This window comes from Alteromonas sp. 009811495, from assembly GCF_028865455.1.
Classification (GTDB): domain Bacteria; phylum Pseudomonadota; class Gammaproteobacteria; order Enterobacterales; family Alteromonadaceae; genus Alteromonas.
Map to the genome: position 1 here is coordinate 4,389,012 of NZ_CP113972.1, position 22,340 is coordinate 4,411,351.

Consider the following 22,340-nt stretch of genomic DNA (forward strand, 5'->3'; position numbering starts at 1 on the left):
CCTAAAAAAACAGACGTGATTGGATCGAAACTTGAAGGTCATTTGGAAACGACGCCCTATTTTGGCTAGTCTCACCACCTAAGGAAGACCAATGACAAATGATTCTAAATGGTATCATCGCATAGCGAGAGCGGGCTACAGCGCTAAAACAATCATGTACGTTATGCTTGGTACATTCATTCTGTCATCGGTAATTAATTCACTTAATCGTGAAAAGGCGACTCAATCGCAAGTTTTTGAAACCCTAAAAGAACAACCTTTCGGGCAGTTCTTGCTTGGCGGGCTAGTTATAGGTTTAGCGTGTTACGCCTTATGGCGGTGGCTACAAACCTTCACTGAGTCAACGTCCAACGACGATAGTAAACTTAAAGCCACTATCACTAAATGCTTCTTTTTTATCTCCGGATTATTTTACATGGCTGCCGCATTTGTCGGCGCCAAAACACTGTTTTCGTGGCGTCAAAGCCAGTCAGGTGACTCAAAAGACAGCAGCCAAGAAATCAGTAGTTATTTGATGCAATTTGAGTGGGGCCTGCTTTTGGTCGCTGCCATTGGAGTAGGCATAATTGTTTTCTCTGGCATTCAATTCAAGCACGCCTACACGAAAGACTTTTTAGAAAAATTTACTATGAGCTCACTAAGCAGTGGGATACAGAAAAGTATTTCATTTAGCGGACGCATGGGTTATGTCGCGCGGGGCGTTGTTTATTTAGTAGTAGGTGGATTTTTTATTTTAGCGGCGTTAGTGAGCAACCCATCTGAGGCAGGAGGATTACAAAAAGTGCTATCAACTCTCATGGAACAGCCATTTGGACCGTATCTAATTGCTGGCGTAGGAGCAGGGTTTGTAATGTTTGGACTTTATTGTGGCCTAGAGGCCAAATACCGCGACTTAGAATAGAAGAGGCGCTACGCGCGCCCCTTTTTAATGACATATTGATAGGGCATCTCATCAGTTTGCGATGCCACTAGCGTGTGGTCCATAAACCGACAAAAACTTGGAATATCTCTTGCCGTAGATGGATCATCAGCGGTCACAGAAAGTGTCTCGCCATCGGCCAATTTACGAATATTTAGGCGGACCATCATCACAGGTTCAGGACAACGCAGCCCTATTGCATCAAGATGCGTATTCGCATCACTGAATGCTTTTGCGAAATCAGATGCCATAGCTTTCACGGTACTTATTGATAGCACTAATTTGAGTGTCGTGATCACCTTGTTCAGTAAGGTAAGCGACCACATCTGCAAGTGACACAATAGAGATGACTTGCGTGTTAAAGTCTCGCTCAACTTCCTGAATAGCAGATAACTCGCCGTTTCCGCGTTCTTGTCTATCAAGAGCAATAAGCACACCGGATAGGCTCGCTTGCTGCTGCTCAATAAGCGCCATCGACTCACGAATAGCGGTGCCCGCCGTTATCACATCATCGACCAACATTACGCGCCCTTCAAGTGGGCTACCAACTAAATTGCCGCCTTCACCATGGGTTTTGGCTTCTTTGCGGTTGAAACAGTACGGCACATCGAGGTCGTGTGAGTCAGCAAGAGCAACAGCCGTGGTCGTTGCAATAGGAATGCCTTTGTAAGCTGGCCCAAAAAGCACGTCAAACTCTACGCCTGCATCCATAAGTGCATCAGCATAAAAACGCCCCAACTTAGCCAAATCTCCGCCGCGATTAAACAAACCAGCATTGAAGAAATACGGGCTAACGCGACCAGACTTCAGCGTAAACTCACCAAACTTCAGTACGCCACGGGCAATAGCAAACTCAATAAAATCTCGCTGAAACGCTTTCATAATAACCTCTTACGCCAATGCTGCTTTTTGAATATCGAACAACTCACGCAGACCGTGCTTACCAATTTTCAACATTTCGTCCAATTCTTCAAACGAGAATGGTTCGCCCTCTGCCGTACCTTGTACTTCGATAAGCTTGCCAGTTTCTGTCATCACAATATTCATGTCTGTTTCAGCTGCTGAGTCTTCGGTGTATTCCAAATCAGCAATAGGCATACCTTCGTAAATACCCACTGAAAGCGCTGCAATCATATGCTTAAGCGGGTTGGTTTTGATAATGCCCTTGCTGCGCATAAAAGTAAGTGCATCAACTAACGCAACACATGCGCCGGTAATTGAAGCAGTACGCGTACCGCCATCAGCTTGAATAACATCACAGTCTAGCGTGATAGTGTTTTCGCCCAACAATTGCAAATCAACAGCAGCGCGAAGAGAACGTGCGATAAGACGTTGAATTTCAAGCGTACGGCCACCTTGCTTACCACGTGCAGCTTCACGACCACTGCGCGTGTGCGTTGCGCGAGGTAGCATGCTGTATTCCGCCGTGATCCAACCTTTACCTTGGCCTTTCATAAAGCGCGGTACACCTTCTTCTACCGTCGCATTACACAACACCTTAGTGTTACCAAACTCCACCAGCACAGAGCCTTCAGCGTGGCATGTGTATTGACGGGTAATTGTAACAGGGCGAATTTGACTGGCGGTTCTGCCGCTTGGACGCATAGTGTTCTCCACAACGTAAATGCTAAAAAGGGGGGCGATGAATGCATTATTTATCTGCTACTAGCAAGTTTAATAATGCACAGCGCAATAATGTCGCTAAGTATAACGCAATACCCCTAACCGTTAAAAACGAACTTTGTATAGAAATAGGGTTTTGTGCGCTAATATAAAGAGTACAAGAAAACCTGTCCGTGAAGATATTGTATACAACACGTTCCATTCGCGTTGTTTTTGCAGGTTTTCATATTTAATTTTAAGGAATTTTATGATTTACAGCATGACTGCCTTCGCACGCGTAGAGACCAAGAAAGACTGGGGTTCCGCGGTGTGGGAAATTCGTTCAGTGAACCAACGCTTTTTAGAAACCTATTTTCGCTTACCTGAACAATTTCGTTCTTTAGAGCCGGTACTTAGAGAGCGATTTCGCAAAAAGCTGGCGCGCGGAAAAGTAGAGTGCGCTTTGCGTTTTACTGCAAACGATGCGGCTGTAACGAAGTTGAGTCTAAACGAAGAATTGGCCAAGCAAGTGCTTCATGCGGCAGACTGGGTGCAATCTCATGGACAATCTACTGGCGTTAACCCACTAGACGTGCTGCGCTGGCCTGGTGTTATTGCCGCTGAAGAAACCGATATGGATACCATTCACGGTGATGTTATGGCGGCATTCGACCAAGCCCTAACCGACTTTATCAGTGCCCGTGCGACTGAAGGTGAAGCGCTAAAAGGTATGATTACACAGCGTCTTGATGCTATTGAGGTCGAAGTCGAAAAAGTAACCGCTAAAATGCCAGAAATTATGGTATGGCAGCGCGAAAAAGTGCAAGCCCGTTTTGAAGAAGCGAAAGTGGAGCTAGACGCCGGTCGTTTCGAGCAAGAAATGATTATGCTTGCTCAAAAAGTGGATGTAGCCGAAGAGTTAGATCGCCTTAATGCACACGTTGCAGAAACGCGTAACATTCTTAAAAAAGGCGGAGCAGTAGGGCGTCGTTTAGACTTTATGATGCAAGAATTTAATCGCGAATCGAACACGCTGGGTTCGAAATCAATTAGTACTGAGATCACCCAATCAGCGGTTGAACTTAAGGTTCTTATTGAGCAAATGCGCGAGCAAATTCAGAATATTGAGTAAAGCACTAAGCTCCGCTTTGTGAAGCGGAGCCTTTTGATTTTTTTAAAACACGAAATTAACCGCCACTCTTGCCAGTGTCGCGTCTAAGCTGCTATCCACGTCATCTGAACGTCTTGATACGTCAGCCTTAATTGCCATTCCCGCAGTAATGTCATAGCGCAATGACGCCGTGACAACAGAGTACTCAGATAGCTGAGATTGTTGGCTACCAATGGCAACTGCCGTCAACGCACCGGCCACATCGGCAGGTAAACCGGAAGCTGCGATAGCGGCAATACTGTCACTATACTTAACGTCGCCAGAGGATTCGAAGTTTTCATAAGTGAGTGCGGGCGTCCATTTACCAAAGCGCGCGCCCACGGTGACATAATACGCTTCGTCATCGTTGGCAAAGGTATTATCTACAGATATTTCTGTGTATTCAGCACCAATAAAATAATCGAAATTATCGTACATTAGGCTGAAACCGATAAATTCACCGGTATCCTCTTCAATCCGCAGCGAGTCTGCCAAATCAACAAACCCTAGTGCCTCTAAACTATCAAAACCGTTACCCAGTGCCTGCGCTGTTTCATTCGCAGATTTGGTAAGGTCTATTGTGTTAGTTGTTCGGCCAAAAACACTACGTAGTGTTAGCGTCTCGCTACTCACTTGTGCTGACACCAAAACGGTATTGTCGCCAACATTGTCCGCCCCAAGGGTTGTGCCTTTAAATTGCCCAAAAGCGACATCGAACATGTAGTCCCAGCCACCTGTATAACCCGTCTTCGACAGCTTCACGCCGTCAAGGTTGTTGAATGGCACGTCATACACAACACCGGGTGCAGTAATCCAGTGATAGGTATATCCAACGTCCAGCGACGAAGAATAAGTAAACAGCGGTAGTCGAGAGCGCCCCGCCACTAAGGTTAGCGATGGTGTAATTTTATAGCTTAGATAAGCCCATTCAAAATCAACGTCATAATCTTCGCTACCTCGCCCTAGTACCTGAGCAGTAGCAGACAATTTGTCAGAAATATCTGACGATACCTGCAAAGCAAACAAACTTTCGTTGCTGAAATCAGGATCATCGTCATAACCCAAAAAGGAATCATCCGATGAAGTGACACCAACAACCACGTTTCCAAACCCATTAATTCTTACTTTGTCTGCGGCGATTGACGATAAAGATAATGATGAAGCAGTTAGCAGCACTGCTAAGCGCAATAAATTAGATTTCATGGTGTCGCTCCTATTTTGTAAACACTACTTTTACGCCGTCTGAAACTTGCGCAGCATCAACGTATCCAATTGCGTTTTTGTTATTCGCGACTAAATCTAGAACGCTAGCATCATTGCCAACTTCTTTTGGAGGCGTTCCTTTGCCAGTAAAAATTTGTTTCGACCAATAACTTTTTACTTGCGCCGTGCTTCGCCCCAGCACGCTGCTATTAAAATTATCAACGGAACTACCCGCGTCAATATTGATTGGCAACGCTTCACTACCGTCGGGGAATTGACTGTTCTTTCCTAAATACAGGCGCTCTACCACGCCTTGATCTATAGCGGAAGAGTTGGAAGGATGAACAATGACGGCAATTTCAGCCGTAGCAGATAAACTCATGGCGCTTGCAACCAACAACCAAGCAAGTGATTTTTTAGGCATTATGTGCTCTCTCAAAAAGATAGTGTGTATTGTCCTTGTGATCTTTGATTCTTGTAAGAACAAACAATGACTATCCCTGTCTCGCTTTTTGAGTGTTGTCGTAGTTTTTAAATTCGTCCAGTTTATACGCTGATTTTTTAGTATTTTTTTCGTTAACAAGAAGCCAAGTAACGTTGACGACGTAGCCTTATTTTAAATAATGCTCAAGAAACTGCGCATGGGAAGGTAAAGACGCGACCTTCTGCATGACCTGCTGCTTTAACCCTGTCATAAATTGCTTTAATGCCGCCTCACTCATTTCATCTGCAACACGATGATATTGCTTGGGTAGCATGCCTTGCCCCATTAATACTTGAGTCCAAGAATCAACGCGGAATATGTCACCATCGTCAAGAAACACGCGGCCAGTTTGTTCAAACAAACGTAATTTATGCGTAAGCGACTGGGGAATATCCATTCGCTGACATTGTTGCCAAAACGGACTATCGTGTCGATTCGTTACCTTATAATGCATGACAATAAAATCGAGGATGGCGTCCATTTCGCTGGTAAATTTAGCGTTGTACTCATCAATTGCACTTTGCGTAACACCGTCAAATGGGAATAGCCGCATCAATCTCACAAGCCCCGTCATAATTAGGTGAATACTTGTAGATTCTAACGGCTCGATAAAGCCACTTGCTAACCCCAAAGCCACACAGTTTTTATTCCAACCTTTGCGCCGCTTGCCAGGGGTAAATCGAATAACACGAGGGCTGTTAATAGGGTCACCCGACACCTGCGCTTTTAGTGTTGCTATCGCTTTTTCATCACTCATAAAGCGACTGCAATACACAAGACCATTTCCCATTCTCTCTTGTAACGGTATCTGCCACTGCCAACCCGCTTCATGAGCGATGCTTTTGGTATAAGGCAATGGGGGCTGGGTAAGCGACGTTTGCATGGCTACTGCACTATCGCAGAGTAAGAAGTGACGCCAGTCGTCATAGCCTGTGTGCAAGGTTTCTTCGATAAGTAACCCCTTAAAGCCTGTACAATCAATAAAGAAGTCACCTTTTATTTCACTATTGTCAGCAAGATTCAGTGACGTGATATTACCTGACTTTGGGCATTGCTGTACTCGATTGATATCACCTTCGATATGCGTCACGCCCGCATCAATGGCAAGTTGTTTCAAGAATCGTCCATAGGCCACCGCATCGAAGTGATACGCAAAATTAAGCGGGGCAGTATCGGAAGAAGCAAACTTGCCTTGTTTGGCTGCTAACAATTCAGGGCAGTAGTCTCCGAACTCACCAGCAAAACCATAGTCTTTCGCCCGCAACCAAAAATGATGAAATTCACCAGCCCAGCACTCTCTGCCGGTAATGCCGAATGAGTGAATATAGCTATGAGATTTTTCGCGCCAGTTTTGAAATTCAATACCCAGTTTAAAGGTGGCTTGCGTCGCACGCATAAAAGCCTTTTCATCAATACCGAGAAGCTTGTGAAAGGTGCGGATAGGGGGAATAGTTGCCTCTCCCACACCTACAATGCCAATATCTTTTGATTCAACCAATGTTACTGATATCGATTTTCCTAATAACCGCGACAGGGCAGTGGCCGCCATCCATCCCGCGGTGCCACCACCTGCAATTACTACTTGTTTTACAGGTGACTGGATAGCTGAGGTGTCTGGCACAGAATCAAAATGCGCTTGCCCTTGTGTGGTACTTTCACTATCTAATGGCGGCATGTGCGTGTTCCTTTGAATACTGCGCACTAAGCTGGGTTAGGAGCGCTCGGTTAGTGGGTAGACCTGCTAAATAAGCCTGTTGAGTTTGCTTGAGCTTATTTCGTAATGCTTGTGCTTTACGTGCAGTTTCTGCTGTCATTGCAGTAGCCGGCATTGCCGTATTAAATCCCATGCCATACAAAACATATTGATAGCTTGCAGAGGGGAAAATTTCTTCATTTTCAATTAAATCTAAGCGAGAAGGGCTTTGATAACGCCAAATCTCTAATAACTCTTCTAGCGAACCAGGAATACTAGACGGCTCGCGCTGTGCCAACCAATAGGGCTCTGTGCGATCGCTAAGGACATAGTGCAGTTTTAAAAAATCAATAACGCGCTGCCAGCGGTACGTAAAACGCGAATTGTAACGCTTTGCGACAAGTTCCATATGTCTACGGTTTTGTGGAAACGCATCGCATAACATGCGCAAACCTAGCTCGACCATAGCGATGGCAGATGCCTCAAGTGGCTCAACGAATCCGGACGACATGCCCAAACTTAAACAGTTTTTAACCCAAAATTGCTGTCGATATCCGGGTGAAAAACGCAGCGTTCTAACATCGCTTTTTTGAATATTCTCTGGGTAGCGCAGACTTACCTGATTGAGCAAGGTATCTATAGCAGCCTCTTCGCTAGTCAAGGTATCTGCATACACCAGCCCTATGCCGCGCCTGTGCTGAAGGCCAACATCCCATGTCCACCCATTAGATTGCGCTGTTGCGATTGTGGTGCTGCTAATAGCGTTATCGTTTTCTGCATAAGGTACTTGTACTGCCACCGCTCTGTTGTTGATAAGCGTGTGCTCTACGCTTTGCCACGGTACTTTGTAGTGCTTATCAATAAGCACTCCTTGCTGGCCAGAACAGTCAATAAACAGATCGCCCTTAATGCTATTCCCATCACCTGTCGTAACAAATTGAATAAACCCATTATCGCAAGTATTTACCTGTGCGATATGCGCTTGCTGATAGTGCACATTCAGCTTTTCAATACAGTGCTTTTTAAGCAACAACGCCAATGCTGAAGCATCAAAATGATAGCCATAATTCAGCACATGGGCATATTCGGGGGTACTTAACTGCTTGGGCGCTCGTCCGGCGTGGCATAGCGCAGCTTGCAAAGAAAAAGCATCTTGATATTCATCATCTTTTGCAAAGGTTTGCCAGCAAGCGTGAATATCAAGTTCGTTGTAACCATTTGGAACGGTAAAAGGGTGGTAGTAAATATGCGGTTTGTCAGTAGCGTTTCGCCAGTTTACAAAGGACGAACCTTGTTTGAACGATGCAGAGCACGTCGTTAAAAAATCACTTTCGCTGATACCAATATCGATAAGGGTGTCTCGCAATGATGGCCATGAGCCTTCACCTACACCTATTGTTGGTATATTAGGTGATTCAATTAACGTTACGTTAATTGAAGAATGAAGCTTTGACGCTAAAACGCCTGCAGCTAACCATCCAGCCGTTCCACCACCAACGATGACGACGTTTTTCACCTCTTGGGTTACATCATCTTGCGCCATAACAATTACATCGTAAATAAAACTAAAATTACACTATCAAAGTTTACCTAGGGTAAAAAGCCCCGCTAACACGCAACCCAATACATGCTAGCGGGTAACACACCCCACAGTTTAAAACTTGTAGCGTACTCCAAGGGCATATCGAGCACCTAGCTCGTCGATTTGCCATAGCATTGCGCTTGTTCTTCCATGCCTGCGAATGTTCTCTTCAGTTACATTGATACCTTCAAGCGATACAGTAAGGTCTTCATTCACGTCATAAGACACACTAAAGTCTATTTGTGAATAAGACTCGGTGTAACCCGGCTCGTTAATATACTGAGAGGTAGTATCCAAGAATTTATCTCGCCAGTTATACGCAACACGTGCTTGCAGCGCGTCTTTTTCGTACATGAAGATTAAGTTAGCTGTATCGCTTAGCCCAACAAGAGCAAACTGAGTGATTGATGGGTTTGCATCGTTATCAAAGCCGATATCCCCCGTTACCGTGGTGTAGTTTGCAAGTACACCGAATCCGCTGTCACCAAAGAAGTGCTGTGCCGCAAGTTCGAAACCGTAGATATTCGCCGCTTTGTTATTAACAGGCTTTGAATTGATAAAGGTAATCAGTGGATCATCACTATTCGGTAACACATCAAACTGTTGTTCGAATTGTTCATCGGTAAGCGAGTTGTAATCGATGCCGTTCTCAATAGCCGCAACCATGTTAAATAGCGACGTATCATTCACTGGGATCCCACGCGCCTCTAGCTCAGCGCGAGCTTGTTGTGCTCTAGGGCCAGCAGTGACATCGCGAAGACCAAATACGCTCTCTTCTACTTGTTCGTTACCGATAAAGTTTTTAACCCGCTTATCGTAGAAGCCTACTGACACATAGCTCGTTTCGTCGAAATAGTATTCTAGTGATAAGTCTACGTTATCAGATTCAAGTGGTATCAGTGACGGGTTACCCGAACTAGCCGTTGCAGTAATACTATCGCTTAGTAACGTAGGTCCACTTTGTGGCGATACTGATGCAGCAGCGCTTAAGTTATTGTAGGTCGGTCGCGCAATAGTTTTGCTATACGAGAAGCGGGCAATAACGTTTTCCACCACTTCAATATCAAAGTCGAGTGCTGGCAACACGTGATCGTAACTGGCTTCTACAGCCACATCTTCCATATCACTACCAAAACGCACGTTAAAGTCATTATTACCTTCCCACGCAATGCCGCTTGGTAAGCTAATGTTGGCAATAGAGGTCACGTCGGTATTCTCATATCGAACGCCAGTGAGTAAGTTATACTCCATGCCATTGAGCTCACCGGATAAATCGAGTTCGAAGTACACCGCAGTAATATCTTCTTCAATGGTCCGGTTTGTTGCAAATGGGTTGTTGGCTAAAAAGTCAAAGCCATACTCTTGCGCGGCGAATGCGCCAATTTGAGCAACACTACCTGTAAAGCCCTGAGAAAACATACCGTCAGTATTGAAATCGCTAAATTCACTAGCAAGGTCAAGTGGCGTTAAAGAACCAGCAGGCAACTCGCCTGGATTTTCAATACCCCAGTTACCCATAGTATGACGCGTAAGCGATTGTAATGACGTACTTTCCATAGAGCGAGATTCAATACCGAAATTGATGCTGCCCGTATCCATTGCATAGCTACCGTCAATTCGCGCTTGCGTTATTTCGGTGTCTTGAGATGAGAAATTCATATCAAGAATAGAGGTGCCTACATCATCTTGATCGAGAACGCCGTTACCATTTAGGTTGTCGCGTGCTACATCATCAAAATCAACGAACATAATGGGGAATTCACCCGTAAAGTCTACTCCTTGACCTCTTACAACATTGGCACCTAGCCCCAAATTAGTCCAAGTACCGTAAGGTGCATCAGGACGACCCTCTGCCGTTGAATTGTGCACATCAAAGACGAGTGTTAAATCATCATTAACAAAGTATTCGACGTTCAAACCGATAGACTTATTCTCATTCACTTGATTTAGTTCTTGAAGGGCTAAGCCTAAGTCGCGCGGAAGTAGATCGCGGCGCTCCTGCGAGATCATCACAGGTGTTTTTACTGTCTCATCATCAAAAGTCAGCTCTGCAAAGTAACGATCATCCATCCAAATAGACTGTTCAGCTCGCGCCTCATACAAGTCTTGGCGTGAGTACGTATAATCTAGGGTAGCAGTCACTTTTTCTGATGGAGCGTACTGGAAAGTAAGTTGTGCGTTGGTTCTTTCACGCTCTCTGTCAGCCATGTAATAACGAAGGTCTGAGGGAATAGCAAAAAGCTGCCCTAATGCCGGAGCGTTGTTTAGAACCACTGGGTCGCCACTTGCTGGATTAGCAGGGTCTGGTGATTGTGGCACAGTGCCATCGAATTCATTAACGCGCCATTGGTTTACGAAAGCACCTTGTGCAGCACTATCACGCTGTTGGAAAGAACCGGTGAAAGTGAAACCAAAGGTTCGATCGTCATTTAAATAGTTAATAAAGCCTGACATTTCAGGCGTTACATCATCGCCTACACGATTAGTAGTATCATGCAGTGCTTTGGCACCTACACTAGCTGTTAAACCTGATTCAGCTGCGCTAAAAGGACGCGCCGTTTTAATATTAACCGTCGCACCAATACCACCGGTTGCAATGCTTGCTCGGCCAGTTTTATACACTTCTACCGCTCTGATGCTCTCTGACGCAAGATCTGAAAACTCAAACGCACGAGAATTGGGTGTGCCACCACCGCCAGGCAACGCAGAACCTGGCATTGTCCTGCCATTTAATGTGACCATATTGAAGTCTGGACCAAAGCCACGTGCTGTTACTTGGCTACCTTCACCATTATTACGGTTAATTGAAATACCTGTAATACGTTGGAGCGATTCCGCTAAGTTGGTGTCTGGGAATTTACCAATATCTTCAGCAGATATGGCATCTACGACCCCTGCAGAGTCACGCTTAATTCCCATTGACTCTTGGACACTGCCTCGAATTCCCGATACTTGTATAACTTCAATATTATCGTTGTCCGACGTTTCTTGTGCCATAAGCGGCGCGGTTAGTCCTGTCCCAAGGATAAGGGACAAACTCGCTGCGACTTTGGTTTTATGCGGTGTTATTAGTTTCACAGTCAATCTCTCTTTCAGTGTGCTTTTGTTTGTTGCTGATCCCTAGCGCTCCGAGAAAGGGCTTTCTCAAAGAGAAACAACGATGCCCAGATAAAAGAAAGCGCTTTCTCAAAGGTAATCCAACACCATCGATAGATCAACACATTTTTTACATTTAGTTCACAGCAGTCAGCATTAAAACGGGCAAACTCAAAATTAAATCAATTATATCAATAAATTAAGTTGGTAAGACTCATAAAACAAAAGTAGAAGAAATCTACAAATATTATTGATTAATTAACAAATAAATTAAAAACATTTGAGAAAGCGCTTTCTCATTAAGTGTTTCATGTGCTATAAATTCGGCAGGTTACCGTTGAAGAGCAGTTCTCCTTCATTGGCTTAGATGGAAAAAGAAGAACAGAAACTAGGGTTTAACAAATGAACAGCATCACGCTTCCCGCTAACAGTCCGCTTTTAAGTAAAGATTTTATATTCGGATCAGCAACCTCGAGTTTCCAAATAGAGGGCGATATTGAAAATCGTTTGGAATGTATCTGGGACACATTTTGTGAGCGCCCCGGAGCAATAGCTGATAATTCAAATGGTGCCATTGCCTGCGATCATATAAATCGCTGGGAAGAAGACCTCGACATACTAGTCGACTTGGGCGTGGACGCGTACCGGTTGTCAATCTCGTGGCCCAGAGTCATTGACGAGGAAGGCGAATTAATTGAAAAGGGTGTGAAGTTCTACTCGACACTTATTGATGCGTTAAACGCGAAGGGAATTAAACCCTTTGTCACACTATATCATTGGGATCTTCCTCAATACTTGGAAGATAAGGGCGGGTGGTTGTTCAGACAAACAGCGTATGCGTTTGAAAACTATGTCGATAAGATTACCACTATACTGGGAACAAGGGTTTATTCATACGCCACTTTTAATGAACCATTTTGTAGTGCATATCTAGGCTATGAAATAGGTGTACATGCGCCGGGAAGAGTAGGCCGCGCAAATGGACGCACAGCAGCACACCACATATTGCTTGCACACGGTTTAGGAATGAAAGTACTGCGCCGCAATGTACCTAATTGCCAAGCCGGTATTGTACTAAATTTTACACCTTGTTATCCAAATACCGACAGCGATGCGGATAAGCACGCGACCCGTGTCGCCGATGAATACATTAATCAATGGTATATGCAGCCAGTTATGGAGGGTGCTTACCCTGATGTTCTTCACTCACTCCCTATACAAGATAGGCCACCTATTGAAGAAGGCGACATGGCGCTTATTTGTCAGCCCATCGACTTTATTGGTATTAATTTCTACACGCGTTTGCATTATTCCGCCCCAAAAGACAAAGACACATTATTTTTTGAGCATAGTCACCGGGGGCCTTTAACTGACATTGGTTGGGAAATATATCCTCAAGCACTTCATGATTTGTTGACATCGCTTCACAAGCGATATGTGTTGCCGCCTGTTTTTATCACCGAAAATGGTGCTGCAATGAAGGATGTGATAGAACAAGGTGTTGTGAATGACACCGACCGAATTTCCTATTACCACCATCATCTAAACATGGTCGACAAAGCCATGAAAGAAGGTGTTGGAGTAAGTGGTTACTTTGCATGGAGCCTTTTAGATAACTTCGAATGGGCAGAAGGTTATGAAAAGCGATTCGGCCTAGTACATGTCGACTTTAACACGCAAAAGCGTACCTTGAAGCAAAGTGCGCTGGCCTACAAAAAGCTTATTGCAAGCCGAAACAAATAAATGGGCAGTGGAGACATCACATGGAATACAAACTGACTCTAAAAGAAAAATTAGGCTATGGCGCAGGCGATGCCGCTGCTAACTTAGTTTGGCGAGGTGCGCTCGCCTACCTAGCTGTATTTTACACAGATACTTTTGGTATTACTGCAGCGGCGGCTGCGATGTTATTTCTTGTGGTAAGACTGTCTGATGGTGTGACTGATATCATCATGGGCATGATAGCTGATAGAACCAATACGAAAATGGGAAAATTCAGGCCGTGGATCTTAGGTTCAACCCCATTTTTAGGGCTTTTCATGGTGCTCTGTTTTACAACGCCAGACTTTTCCTATGAAGGAAAGCTCATCTACGCCTATCTGACGTATATCGGGCTTACCTTGGCCTATACCGTAAACAATGTGCCTTACTCTGCATTAATGGGCGTTATGACAAGCGATGATAGTGAGCGCACGAGTTTGTCTGGCTATCGGTTTGCTGGTGCTTTTCTAGGTGGATTACTTGTAATGGGTTGCTTACCCATGTTGGTAGAGTGGCTAGGGCAAGGACAAAACGCACTAGGGTATCAATACACAATGTGGCTATTTGCTCTATTGCTTATGCTTCTAATGACGGTTACCGTCGTAACCACCAAAGAGCGCGTAACATTGCAATCTTCGCAATCTTCTCTCACTGCCGACTCAAATAGGCACACCAACACGTTAGCGCGAGAGCTCAAAGACTTAACAAAACAACTCCCGCTGATACTCATACCTCTTGGTGCCATTACCGCATTCTTCTATTTTAGAAATTTAATTACTGGTGGTATTTTCATATTAGCCATGCTGGTTAGCGTATTAGTCGTTAGGCAACTACTCAATAACAAGTCAACAAGACGTAGCCGAACACAACAAGACATTATTGATTTGTTATCAAATAAACCCTGGCTCATCCTTTTAGGTATGGGGTTTCTGACTATGATGTTTAACGGTATTAAGTATGGTGTTATTGCCTACTATTTTAAGTACTACATGAACAGCGAGCTCTTAACGGGATACTTCTTTATCGGCTTACTAGTCGTGTCTATTTTAGGTGCGCTGGCTACACCAAAGCTTGCCAGCCTTTTCGGTCGAAAACGCTTATTTATTCTCTCACTCGTTGTGAGTAGTTTGCTTACCTGTGCTATCTATTTTGTTCCTCAAGGAAGCGTTATTGGCATATTTACTTTGGGCTGTAGTGCAGAGTTCTTTGCTGCGATTTTACCCACACTTTTCTTTTCAATGCTTGGAGATTCAGCAGATTACAGCGAATACCGTACAGGTAGAAGGGCGACAGGTCTTGTTTATTCGGCAGGGTCGTTTGTACAAAAGACTGGCGGCGGTTTTGCCGGGGCACTTGTTTTGCTGGTTTTAGGAAGCTATGGCTACAATGGCTTAGATGCCTCAACAATCGAACAGACGCTACCAGGCATGCAAGCACTAATGAGCTGGATACCTGCATGTTTTGGCTTTGCAGGTGCGCTTCTTATAGGGTTTTACCCGTTAGATGACAAGAAACAGCAGGAAGTTACCGTTGCGTTACGCACTCGACGTAGCGAACAAACGCCAATAGCGGCATAATGCAGTTAAGCATTATCAAAATAATTAAAACATTGAGGTTTTATCGGCGTGGCTACCATTTATCAAGTTGCAGAAAGGGCAGGAGTATCACTATCCACGGTCTCGCGAGTATTAAACGGTAAGTCGACGGTAAACCCTGCTTTAAAGGCAAAGGTTGATAAGGCGGTTGCAGAACTCAATTATCGTCCTAATTCAGTTGCCCGCTCATTAGCGAATAATAGGACAGACAGTATTGGCGTACTTGTACCTGAGTTAAATGCGCCCTTTTTTGGCGACTTGATGCAAGCGGTGGAATCAACTTGTCGTGCAGCGGACAAGCACGTCATTATTACGGTAGGAAAAAATTGTCTGGCTACCGAACAAGATGCTGTGGAATTTCTAATAAGCCGAAACTGTGATGCACTTATCATGCACGCTGAAGCGCTATCCGATGAATACCTTCTTGAGCTTAACAGTAAAAAGCTCCCCATTGCGTTGGTTAACAGGCAAGTTGAGGGTATTGAAGAAGCGTGCACTGTTTTAGACAATGAGAAAGGGGGCTATTTGGCCACCCGCCATTTACTGGAACTTGGTCATAAGCATATTGCCTACATTTCAGGCCCGACAGATAAAGCGGATGCGATGCAGCGTCTTGAAGGTCATAAACGGGCGCTTAACGAAGCGGGTATTGCAGTAAACTCTCAGCTTATCTATAACGGCGATTACCAGGAAGACGGTGGAAAAATCGGATTGTTAGAGCTGTTGGCTCGTGATATGACTTTTTCGGCACTGGTGTGCGCAAATGACTGGATGGCGTCAGGGGCTATTAGCTGCGCCAGAGATCTTGGTATGAGTCTACCTCACGACTTGTCCATTGTAGGGTTTGACGATGTGGTATTTGCACATCACGTATTTCCTCGTTTGACCACAGTGAGTAACCCAGTTGCTGAAATGGCTGAGACTTCTGCCAAATTCATACTAAACAAAGTGTATGGCCAAAAGCATGAAATCAATCGGCTATTTTCACCATCACTCGTGCTAAGAGAATCCACTACTAAGTACGAGTAAAAACTGTTTCATGTGAAACATTATTGTAGACCGTTTGACCGACTATGTAGACGTTAGCCAGTAACAAACAAGCTCTTAATAGGAAAACGATGCGCACTATTATCTTATATCTTACCTGCATACTCTGGACGGCCAGTGTCTTTGCCAATGATGATGCTCGCAAAGTAGGTTCAGTAATAGACAACCTTCACCACATGGCGGCTACCGCAAATTTCGATGGATATTTTGATTTGTACAGTGACAATGCTGTGTTTATTGGTACAGACTCCTCTGAAGTATGGAGCGTTGATGAGTTTAAAGCGTACGCAAAGCCCCACTTTGACAAAGGCACGGGGTGGACTTATCACCCAAGAGATAGACACATTTACTTTTCACCAGATAACAATGTGGCGTGGTTTGACGAACTTCTCGACAATGAAAGTTTAGGAGAGACCCGTGGCACTGGCGTGCTTATCAAGGTTGGCGATACGTGGAAGATAAGTCAGTATCACCTCACAATACCTGTACCTAACAGCATCGCAGATGATGTCGCTGACCTAATTAAACAAGCGAATAAGTAATAATGCCACCCGCAGGTGGCATTACATTTTTGATATTGATGCTTTTACGTATTTGATTGAGTGAGCGGTTGAATTTCCATTTCAACACGACGGTTCATTGAACGGTTTGCAGCACTATTGTTAGGCACTTTAGGTGAGTATTCACCCATGCCGACCGTGGTGATCCGCGTTGGATTTACCGAATAGTTGATCAGTAGGTTTTTCACAGCCCCTGCACGACGTTCAGACAGCGATTGGTTATATTGCTCAGCACCAGTGTCATCCGTATGCCCTTTAATTAACAGCACAGTCTTCTCATAGTTATTGACTACTTTAGCCACATCCTGAAGTACAGGATTAAAATTAGGGCTGATATTAGAACTGTCAGTAGCGAAGGTAATATCACCTGGCATGATAAGGCGAAGATTATCGCCTTCACGTACTACTTGAACACCTGTATCAGACAACTCATTGCGAAGCTCTTCTTCCTGTTTGTCCATGTAGTTACCGATCGCACCACCAGCAATGGCACCTACGGCAGCTCCCCATGCATAACGGCTTTTATCATGGTCACCAGTCGCTTTACCCAGTATTGCGCCAAGCACAGCACCAATTGCAGCACCTTTTTGTGTGTTGTTCGGGTTATTTGCGCAACCCGCTACTGTTAGTGAAGCAGCGATTAATCCTACAGCTAGTGTCTTTTTCATAACGTCCTCTTATCTCGTAAAACGAGCCACATGCGTTGAAGTTAAAGATATGTGGTATTTAATTTCAAACACAATTCAAAACTTTTTGTAATTTTCATTACGGTTATTGGTTAGTACAGCAAAATACATTCCAGAGATTACAACGACTACATTTGCCTGATTGAATAGTCGAGATATCTCCTTGTAAAAGAAGATACACGTACGCCTTTAACTGGGGACTCGGCGACATAGCTGTTGTTTGTATTTACTCTACTGTGAGAAACCTGAATACAGGGTTAACAAAAATACGTACAACTCCGTCATTGCTACTCAGCAATAAAAGCGTTGTGAGTGTAAAACCTACAAAGTCAACGAGACAACGTGTATCTTTTTACCGACATCAAAGCACAATTGAGCGCTTTACACAGACACAGAACGTTCAAAGAACGCATTGATGTCGATATTGTAATCTGACGCGGTTATTGCCTTAACAATAGTCAAAGATTTATCGGTACTTAGGTCAATATCTTTTGGCGTTAAGTAGTGGCCTTGCTTAACTGAGTAAAATACCTTTACCTCAGGGGTAAGTGGCGAATCGTTTTGATGCATGACCATGGCGAGTCGCTCGTTTGAAAGCAGTACTAAACTGCCTACTGGATAGATACCTAAACACTTAATAAATTGCTGTACGAGATACATATCAAGACGAGTAGGGGCTTCACTCATCAAAATAGAAAAAGCTTTTTGGCTAGACATTCCTGATTTGTAAACTCTATCCGCGGTCAACGCATCGTACATATCAGCAATAGCCAGCATTCTTCCAGCCATGCTTATTTCATCGCCTTTCTTTCCTTGAGGGTAGCCAAGACCATCTAGCCGCTCATGATGCTCAGCAACAGCTTGAATAAGGTGTGGTTGGATATCGGTCTCAAGTAAATGGTCGACGCCATGCTGAACGTGCCCTTTCATGATGTCCATTTCTTCATCGGTTAGTCGACCGGGTTTATGCAATATCTCGTCAGGAATCATTATTTTGCCAAGATCATGAAGAAATCCCGCATAGGATAGTTCATTGACCTCGTTATCTGTCATCCCTAAGTGTTTGGCAAAGTTAGCCAATAAAATAGCTACGTTTAATGAGTGCTCTAGCAAATAATCGTCTTTTTCGCGTATTTTCGTTAAACACAACAGCGCATCAGGATTGCGTTCAACCGATTCAACCAGTTTGCTAGAGAACGCCTTTGGAATGCTTCCATCAAAGGGCATTTCTTTTTGAAGATTCGTTTGAAGCGCATGTTGAATGGCCTTGCCCTGTTCATGCAATTTAACAGCACGTGCCAACTCGCTATCAAAACTCACAGGTTTGCTTGCGCCCTGTTTTACCGCGCTAGGTGACGCAACAGCACCAATACTGCTATCTGCATTGCTATTTGCATTAAATGCTTTATCAGTATCGATAACTAAGGTTTTTACACCGCGCTTTTTTAATGTACTGATAATCGCGTCAGACGTTACCCGCCCCTGATTCGTTATCGATAGCTTGCCTTTCTGTTCTACAATTTGATGAACATACATACCTGGCTTTAGCTGATCTATTGTGATTTTCTGTAACATACTGCGGTTTACTTAGTTGTTATATCAATAAGAAAGGTACGCCAAGCGGCACTTTTCGTCGCGTTAATACGTTAGTTCTGTAAGTATAGTGTGTAAATCAGGTCGCCATCCGAATTTCTGCATGCTTATACGATTGTTTTTAACAATGACGCCTTCGATTAACAATCGCTCTCGCTGCTCGTGGGCTTTATCTGAACCAGAAGGAAATGCTATTTTACCGTCAGCACGTACTACGCGATGCCAATTGTGCTCACCTTTTAATTCTTGTAAGCACTTTCCTATAAGCCTTGCCCTGCCGGGTAAGCCACTTAAGTCAGCAAGCTGTCCGTAACTTACCACTACACCACGTGGAACAACCCGTAATGTTTTTTCAACGCGTTGGTATACGTCTGGATTGACCATAGGTATCATTACCTTCATGTGAACGACATTAAGAATAGGACATGCGCGAATTCTGCCCCCATTGTCACTATCCCAAAAAAACTTGCCTTTGTGAGCATATTCGCATTATTCAAACCGCTTTACAGGTGATTATTATTCAGCACCCAAAAGAAGCGACGCATGCCAAAAACACCGCAAAGTTGGTAGCCTTGAGTATACCATCCACTCGCATTATTCATGCTAACGATAGTCAAGCCATGCATGCATTAGCCACATCATGCGATGCCGCTTCTACGCTGTTGGTTTATCCCAGTGGAACCAGTCAATCTATTGAGGCACTATCAAAAGGTGATAGAAAAGAAATAAGTACCATCGTATTGATTGATGGTAGTTGGAAACAAGCATTTGGCATAGTAAAGCAGAATCCTTGGTTACAAGCATTACGTGCAGTTCACTTTTCCAATGCTCCGTACTCAGACTATGTTATTAGGCACACATCGTTAGCTCATGCGCTTTCTACACTTGAAGCAACGGCCTATAGCTTGTCGGTGTTGGAACAAAAAGACCTTTCTGCGCTCCATGCACTCCAGCAAGCAATGCAGAGTAAATGGCAAGCACCTAAAGCACATTTAAGGGAACCCCAGAAATAGTGCTATTGGCGTCACATACAGGCCTATAGAGTAACGCTATTGCATTGCAACAAAGCCTTGTTGCTCTTTTACCAAGCCAATCCAATTTCGAATAGCAGGGTATGCTGATAAGTCGAAGCCCCCTTCATGCGCTACATGGGTATAAGCAAATAGCGAAATGTCAGCAAGACTTAACGTATCACCAATGAGGAAAGGCGTTTGTTTAAGTTGCTTTTCCATGACTTCCAACGCTCGATAGCCGCCTGCTTGCTTTGACTCAAACTCGGCGCGTTTATCATCGGGCAGGCCAAGATATAAATTAATGTACCGTGCTACCGCGATATAAGGCTCATGGCTGTACTGCTCAAAGAACTGCCATTGTAGTACTTGGGCATAGGTATAGGGCGTAGAAGGCAACAGCGGCGTATTGGAGGCTAAATAATGCATGATTGCATTGGACTCTGATAACACACGGCCGTCATCAAGCTCAAGAATAGGGATCTTTCCGTTGGGTGACTTTTCTAAGAACGCGGAAGTGCGTGTTTCACCTTTGAGAATATCTACGTCAACCCATTCACAGCTTTTACCTAACAGGGATAGCAATAATTCGAGTTTGTAGCAGTTGCCTGACCGCTTATCTCCATAAATTCTCACGTAAAAAGTCTCATTAATTAAATTTTGAATTTTATAGTAGAGAAGGTTTGGTCAAATTTAAAGCAGTATAAAGGGTACGAGTTTAATAGTAGGTGAGATGAATTAACCACTCAGTCAACAATAACACCAGCCAGGAAACGGGGATCAACGTAATACACGCCGCTATTCTGGCTTTGTCTCGAGGAGAAAATGCTCTGAATCGATAACTCGATAGTGTCTCTTTCTCACTTTCCATTTGCTCGATATTTTTTCCAAAACCACTTCCGTTATCAAGTGCACACTGTCTTATACCTTCTGCAATGTCATTTTCTAGTTCATTAAGCAGTTTATTTTGTTCACTTTCTAAAGAACGTCGAAGTTTAATAACGGGTAAAAAAAGGAATATTAGGACTGTAGCGGTAAACGACGATACAACTAACACATCAATGATAGGAATATCTTTTTTGAGCCAGAAAATGGGAAAAATAGCGAGGGCACCAACGGCAAAAATGCTATTTGTAGTCCCTAAACTGAGGATGGCTGACAGTGAATTAAGCCTATCGCTATTCGCCTCAATAGAAGGCATAACTTTGTTTTTCAGATAATTGATGTTGGACGACATTTGGAATAAAAACAACAACGCGATAAACCAAAAGGGCACAGCTGTTGCGGTTAGCATGAGTACGTGCAACTCTTGCTTTACAGAGATTAACCCTTCAAACACACAGTACACCACTGTGATCATAATGGATAAAATCATTGCGTTGAAAATTTGGTGTTTAAAATGAGAGGTGAGTTTGTCGCGATGTGACGTAAAGTGACTCAGCCTATTTGCTCTCACCAACAGCGATACTAGCGTACTTGCAACGTTTTGCTGCATCAGTCGTAATGCAAACCAAAAGTAACCGGTAAGTGCAGACATCCCGATAGCTGAGTTGAAGTCGCGTTGCGCTCTGATATCACCAGCGGCGGGCCAGTCAAGTGCGCCGGTCAAAAAATGAATCATCAAGAGTACTAACGAAGTAAGCAGGGGAAAGAGTCCAGCGGATGACCCTCTATCTGTATTTGAATAAGAACTAAACTTCATTATTAATCTTTACGTAGTTTGCTGCTTGTATCTGAACCCTACAGCCAAATCTGTGCTAAAAACCCACTAACCATAAGTCATTAGCATGCCATATAGCAATAGAAATAAGCGTAACAAACTATGAATGCCTACTTTTCAAACGACCAACAAAAAACCCGCCAAAAGGCGGGTTTTTATAATAATAGCTGCTCGCTTATTTGCGTAACTTCTGAATAAGGCGAAGTTGTGCAATTGCCTCTGCCAGCTCATGAGCGGCTTCAGCATAATTAAAGTCAGCGCCTGGGTTGGCGATGTGCTCTTCTGCACGTCGTTTGGCTTCTTGTGCCGCCTGCTCGTCAAGATCTTCAGCTCGAACCGCAGTGTCAGCTAGAACGGTGACGTTGCCAGGTTGTACTTCAAGTACACCACCAGCAACATAGATTACTTCTTCTTCACCGTGCTGTTTAACCAAACGCACCATACCAGGTTTAATAGCAGAGATAAGTGGCGCGTGCCCTGGGTGAATACCCAGCTCACCTTCGCTACCTGTCACTTGAATCGTTTCAACAAGACCAGAGAAAATTTGTTTCTCTGCGCTTACTACGTCCAAATGTACTGTCATTGCCATGTGAACCTCCTGATTAGGTACGTTAGCACTGTATGGGGCTAGCTATCGCT

The 22,340-nt window shown here is 44.1% G+C and carries 21 protein-coding genes; 7 read left to right on the plus strand and 14 right to left on the minus strand.

The window, feature by feature from the left end:
- The first annotated feature begins 91 nt into the window (after positions 1-91).
- Positions 92-901, plus strand: coding sequence for a DUF1206 domain-containing protein (locus OZ660_RS19650; protein ID WP_274742114.1), 810 nt, complete (start codon positions 92-94; stop codon positions 899-901).
- An 8-nt stretch (positions 902-909) separates the two neighbouring features.
- On the opposite strand, the gene tusA is transcribed toward OZ660_RS19650, so the two are convergent.
- The 3 genes from tusA to rph are packed head-to-tail and all read right to left on the minus strand — an operon-like array spanning position 910 to position 2,524.
- A complete protein-coding gene (gene tusA, locus OZ660_RS19655) occupies positions 910-1,170 on the minus strand; it encodes a sulfurtransferase TusA (protein WP_159625414.1) in 261 nt (86 codons plus the stop codon).
- Complete coding sequence (pyrE, locus tag OZ660_RS19660; protein WP_274742115.1) at positions 1,160-1,801, minus strand: orotate phosphoribosyltransferase; 642 nt, start codon at positions 1,799-1,801, stop codon at positions 1,160-1,162. The genes tusA and pyrE overlap by 11 nt, the downstream gene beginning before the upstream one ends.
- Before the next feature lie 9 nt (positions 1,802-1,810).
- On the minus strand, positions 1,811-2,524 hold the full coding sequence (gene rph, locus OZ660_RS19665) for a ribonuclease PH (protein WP_159625411.1): 714 nt from the start codon (positions 2,522-2,524) through the stop codon (positions 1,811-1,813).
- 265 nt (positions 2,525-2,789) lie between these two features.
- Between rph and OZ660_RS19670 the strand changes: the two genes are divergently transcribed.
- Positions 2,790-3,653, plus strand: a complete 864-nt coding sequence (locus OZ660_RS19670) for a YicC/YloC family endoribonuclease (protein WP_159625409.1) — start codon at positions 2,790-2,792, stop codon at positions 3,651-3,653.
- 42 nt (positions 3,654-3,695) lie between these two features.
- Here OZ660_RS19670 and OZ660_RS19675 read toward each other — a convergent pair whose 3' ends face one another.
- From OZ660_RS19675 to OZ660_RS19695, 5 genes are all read right to left on the minus strand, one after another.
- A complete protein-coding gene (locus tag OZ660_RS19675; RefSeq protein WP_274742116.1) occupies positions 3,696-4,874 on the minus strand; it encodes a topoisomerase IV in 1,179 nt (392 codons plus the stop codon).
- A gap of 10 nt (positions 4,875-4,884) precedes the next feature.
- Entirely contained in the window at positions 4,885-5,298 is a 414-nt protein-coding gene (locus OZ660_RS19680; RefSeq protein WP_274742117.1) for a phosphate ABC transporter substrate-binding protein, read from the minus strand.
- 187 nt (positions 5,299-5,485) lie between these two features.
- Positions 5,486-7,033, minus strand: coding sequence for a tryptophan halogenase family protein (locus OZ660_RS19685; RefSeq protein WP_274742118.1), 1,548 nt, complete (start codon positions 7,031-7,033; stop codon positions 5,486-5,488).
- Positions 7,017-8,594: a tryptophan halogenase family protein gene (locus tag OZ660_RS19690; RefSeq protein ID WP_274742119.1), complete on the minus strand. Its 1,578-nt coding sequence runs from the start codon at positions 8,592-8,594 to the stop codon at positions 7,017-7,019. Before OZ660_RS19690 ends, OZ660_RS19685 begins: the two co-directional genes overlap by 17 nt.
- A gap of 111 nt (positions 8,595-8,705) precedes the next feature.
- A complete protein-coding gene (locus OZ660_RS19695; RefSeq protein ID WP_274743478.1) occupies positions 8,706-11,630 on the minus strand; it encodes a TonB-dependent receptor in 2,925 nt (974 codons plus the stop codon).
- Positions 11,631-12,131: 501 nt separating this feature from the next.
- On the opposite strand from OZ660_RS19695, the gene OZ660_RS19700 reads away from it, so the two are divergent.
- From OZ660_RS19700 to OZ660_RS19715, 4 genes are all read left to right on the plus strand, one after another.
- Entirely contained in the window at positions 12,132-13,472 is a 1,341-nt protein-coding gene (locus OZ660_RS19700; RefSeq protein ID WP_274742120.1) for a GH1 family beta-glucosidase, read from the plus strand.
- Between the two features lie 20 nt (positions 13,473-13,492).
- Entirely contained in the window at positions 13,493-15,067 is a 1,575-nt protein-coding gene (locus OZ660_RS19705) for an MFS transporter (protein ID WP_274742121.1), read from the plus strand.
- Between the two features lie 48 nt (positions 15,068-15,115).
- Entirely contained in the window at positions 15,116-16,114 is a 999-nt protein-coding gene (locus tag OZ660_RS19710) for a LacI family DNA-binding transcriptional regulator (protein ID WP_274742122.1), read from the plus strand.
- 89 nt (positions 16,115-16,203) lie between these two features.
- Entirely contained in the window at positions 16,204-16,674 is a 471-nt protein-coding gene (locus OZ660_RS19715) for a nuclear transport factor 2 family protein (RefSeq protein ID WP_274742123.1), read from the plus strand.
- Between the two features lie 44 nt (positions 16,675-16,718).
- Here the strand turns inward: OZ660_RS19715 and OZ660_RS19720 are convergent, their stop codons facing one another.
- The 3 genes from OZ660_RS19720 to OZ660_RS19730 form a co-directional block, all read right to left on the minus strand.
- Positions 16,719-17,360, minus strand: coding sequence for an OmpA family protein (locus OZ660_RS19720; RefSeq protein WP_159625390.1), 642 nt, complete (start codon positions 17,358-17,360; stop codon positions 16,719-16,721).
- A gap of 399 nt (positions 17,361-17,759) precedes the next feature.
- A complete protein-coding gene (locus tag OZ660_RS19725) occupies positions 17,760-18,953 on the minus strand; it encodes an HD-GYP domain-containing protein (RefSeq protein ID WP_274742124.1) in 1,194 nt (397 codons plus the stop codon).
- Positions 18,954-19,016: 63 nt separating this feature from the next.
- A complete protein-coding gene (locus OZ660_RS19730; RefSeq protein ID WP_232369640.1) occupies positions 19,017-19,373 on the minus strand; it encodes an MGMT family protein in 357 nt (118 codons plus the stop codon).
- Positions 19,374-19,396: 23 nt separating this feature from the next.
- On the opposite strand from OZ660_RS19730, the gene OZ660_RS19735 reads away from it, so the two are divergent.
- Complete coding sequence (locus tag OZ660_RS19735; RefSeq protein WP_274742125.1) at positions 19,397-19,984, plus strand: tRNA-uridine aminocarboxypropyltransferase; 588 nt, start codon at positions 19,397-19,399, stop codon at positions 19,982-19,984.
- 36 nt (positions 19,985-20,020) lie between these two features.
- Here the strand turns inward: OZ660_RS19735 and OZ660_RS19740 are convergent, their stop codons facing one another.
- From OZ660_RS19740 to OZ660_RS19750, 3 genes are all read right to left on the minus strand, one after another.
- Positions 20,021-20,617: a glutathione S-transferase family protein gene (locus OZ660_RS19740; protein ID WP_274742126.1), complete on the minus strand. Its 597-nt coding sequence runs from the start codon at positions 20,615-20,617 to the stop codon at positions 20,021-20,023.
- Between the two features lie 82 nt (positions 20,618-20,699).
- Entirely contained in the window at positions 20,700-21,683 is a 984-nt protein-coding gene (locus OZ660_RS19745; protein WP_274742127.1) for a hypothetical protein, read from the minus strand.
- Positions 21,684-21,876: 193 nt separating this feature from the next.
- Positions 21,877-22,290 (minus strand): F0F1 ATP synthase subunit epsilon, encoded by a 414-nt coding sequence (locus tag OZ660_RS19750; RefSeq protein WP_202263008.1) that lies wholly within the window; start codon positions 22,288-22,290, stop codon positions 21,877-21,879.
- Positions 22,291-22,340: the final 50 nt, after the last annotated feature.

Bases quoted from the DNA above. Each gene is read 5' to 3' on its own strand.
- OZ660_RS19650 (WP_274742114.1), top strand. From the start codon at position 92: ATGACAAATGATTCTAAATGGTATCATCGCATAGCGAGAGCGGGCTAC.
- tusA (WP_159625414.1), bottom strand. From the start codon at position 1,170: ATGGCATCTGATTTCGCAAAAGCATTCAGTGATGCGAATACGCATCTT.
- pyrE (WP_274742115.1), bottom strand. From the start codon at position 1,801: ATGAAAGCGTTTCAGCGAGATTTTATTGAGTTTGCTATTGCCCGTGGC.
- rph (WP_159625411.1), bottom strand. From the start codon at position 2,524: ATGCGTCCAAGCGGCAGAACCGCCAGTCAAATTCGCCCTGTTACAATT.
- OZ660_RS19670 (WP_159625409.1), top strand. From the start codon at position 2,790: ATGATTTACAGCATGACTGCCTTCGCACGCGTAGAGACCAAGAAAGAC.
- OZ660_RS19675 (WP_274742116.1), bottom strand. From the start codon at position 4,874: ATGAAATCTAATTTATTGCGCTTAGCAGTGCTGCTAACTGCTTCATCA.
- OZ660_RS19680 (WP_274742117.1), bottom strand. From the start codon at position 5,298: ATGCCTAAAAAATCACTTGCTTGGTTGTTGGTTGCAAGCGCCATGAGT.
- OZ660_RS19685 (WP_274742118.1), bottom strand. From the start codon at position 7,033: ATGCCGCCATTAGATAGTGAAAGTACCACACAAGGGCAAGCGCATTTT.
- OZ660_RS19690 (WP_274742119.1), bottom strand. From the start codon at position 8,594: ATGGCGCAAGATGATGTAACCCAAGAGGTGAAAAACGTCGTCATCGTT.
- OZ660_RS19695 (WP_274743478.1), bottom strand. From the start codon at position 11,630: ATGGCACAAGAAACGTCGGACAACGATAATATTGAAGTTATACAAGTA.
- OZ660_RS19700 (WP_274742120.1), top strand. From the start codon at position 12,132: ATGAACAGCATCACGCTTCCCGCTAACAGTCCGCTTTTAAGTAAAGAT.
- OZ660_RS19705 (WP_274742121.1), top strand. From the start codon at position 13,493: ATGGAATACAAACTGACTCTAAAAGAAAAATTAGGCTATGGCGCAGGC.
- OZ660_RS19715 (WP_274742123.1), top strand. From the start codon at position 16,204: ATGCGCACTATTATCTTATATCTTACCTGCATACTCTGGACGGCCAGT.
- OZ660_RS19720 (WP_159625390.1), bottom strand. From the start codon at position 17,360: ATGAAAAAGACACTAGCTGTAGGATTAATCGCTGCTTCACTAACAGTA.
- OZ660_RS19725 (WP_274742124.1), bottom strand. From the start codon at position 18,953: ATGTTACAGAAAATCACAATAGATCAGCTAAAGCCAGGTATGTATGTT.
- OZ660_RS19730 (WP_232369640.1), bottom strand. From the start codon at position 19,373: ATGAAGGTAATGATACCTATGGTCAATCCAGACGTATACCAACGCGTT.
- OZ660_RS19735 (WP_274742125.1), top strand. From the start codon at position 19,397: ATGCGCGAATTCTGCCCCCATTGTCACTATCCCAAAAAAACTTGCCTT.
- OZ660_RS19745 (WP_274742127.1), bottom strand. From the start codon at position 21,683: ATGAAGTTTAGTTCTTATTCAAATACAGATAGAGGGTCATCCGCTGGA.
- OZ660_RS19750 (WP_202263008.1), bottom strand. From the start codon at position 22,290: ATGGCAATGACAGTACATTTGGACGTAGTAAGCGCAGAGAAACAAATT.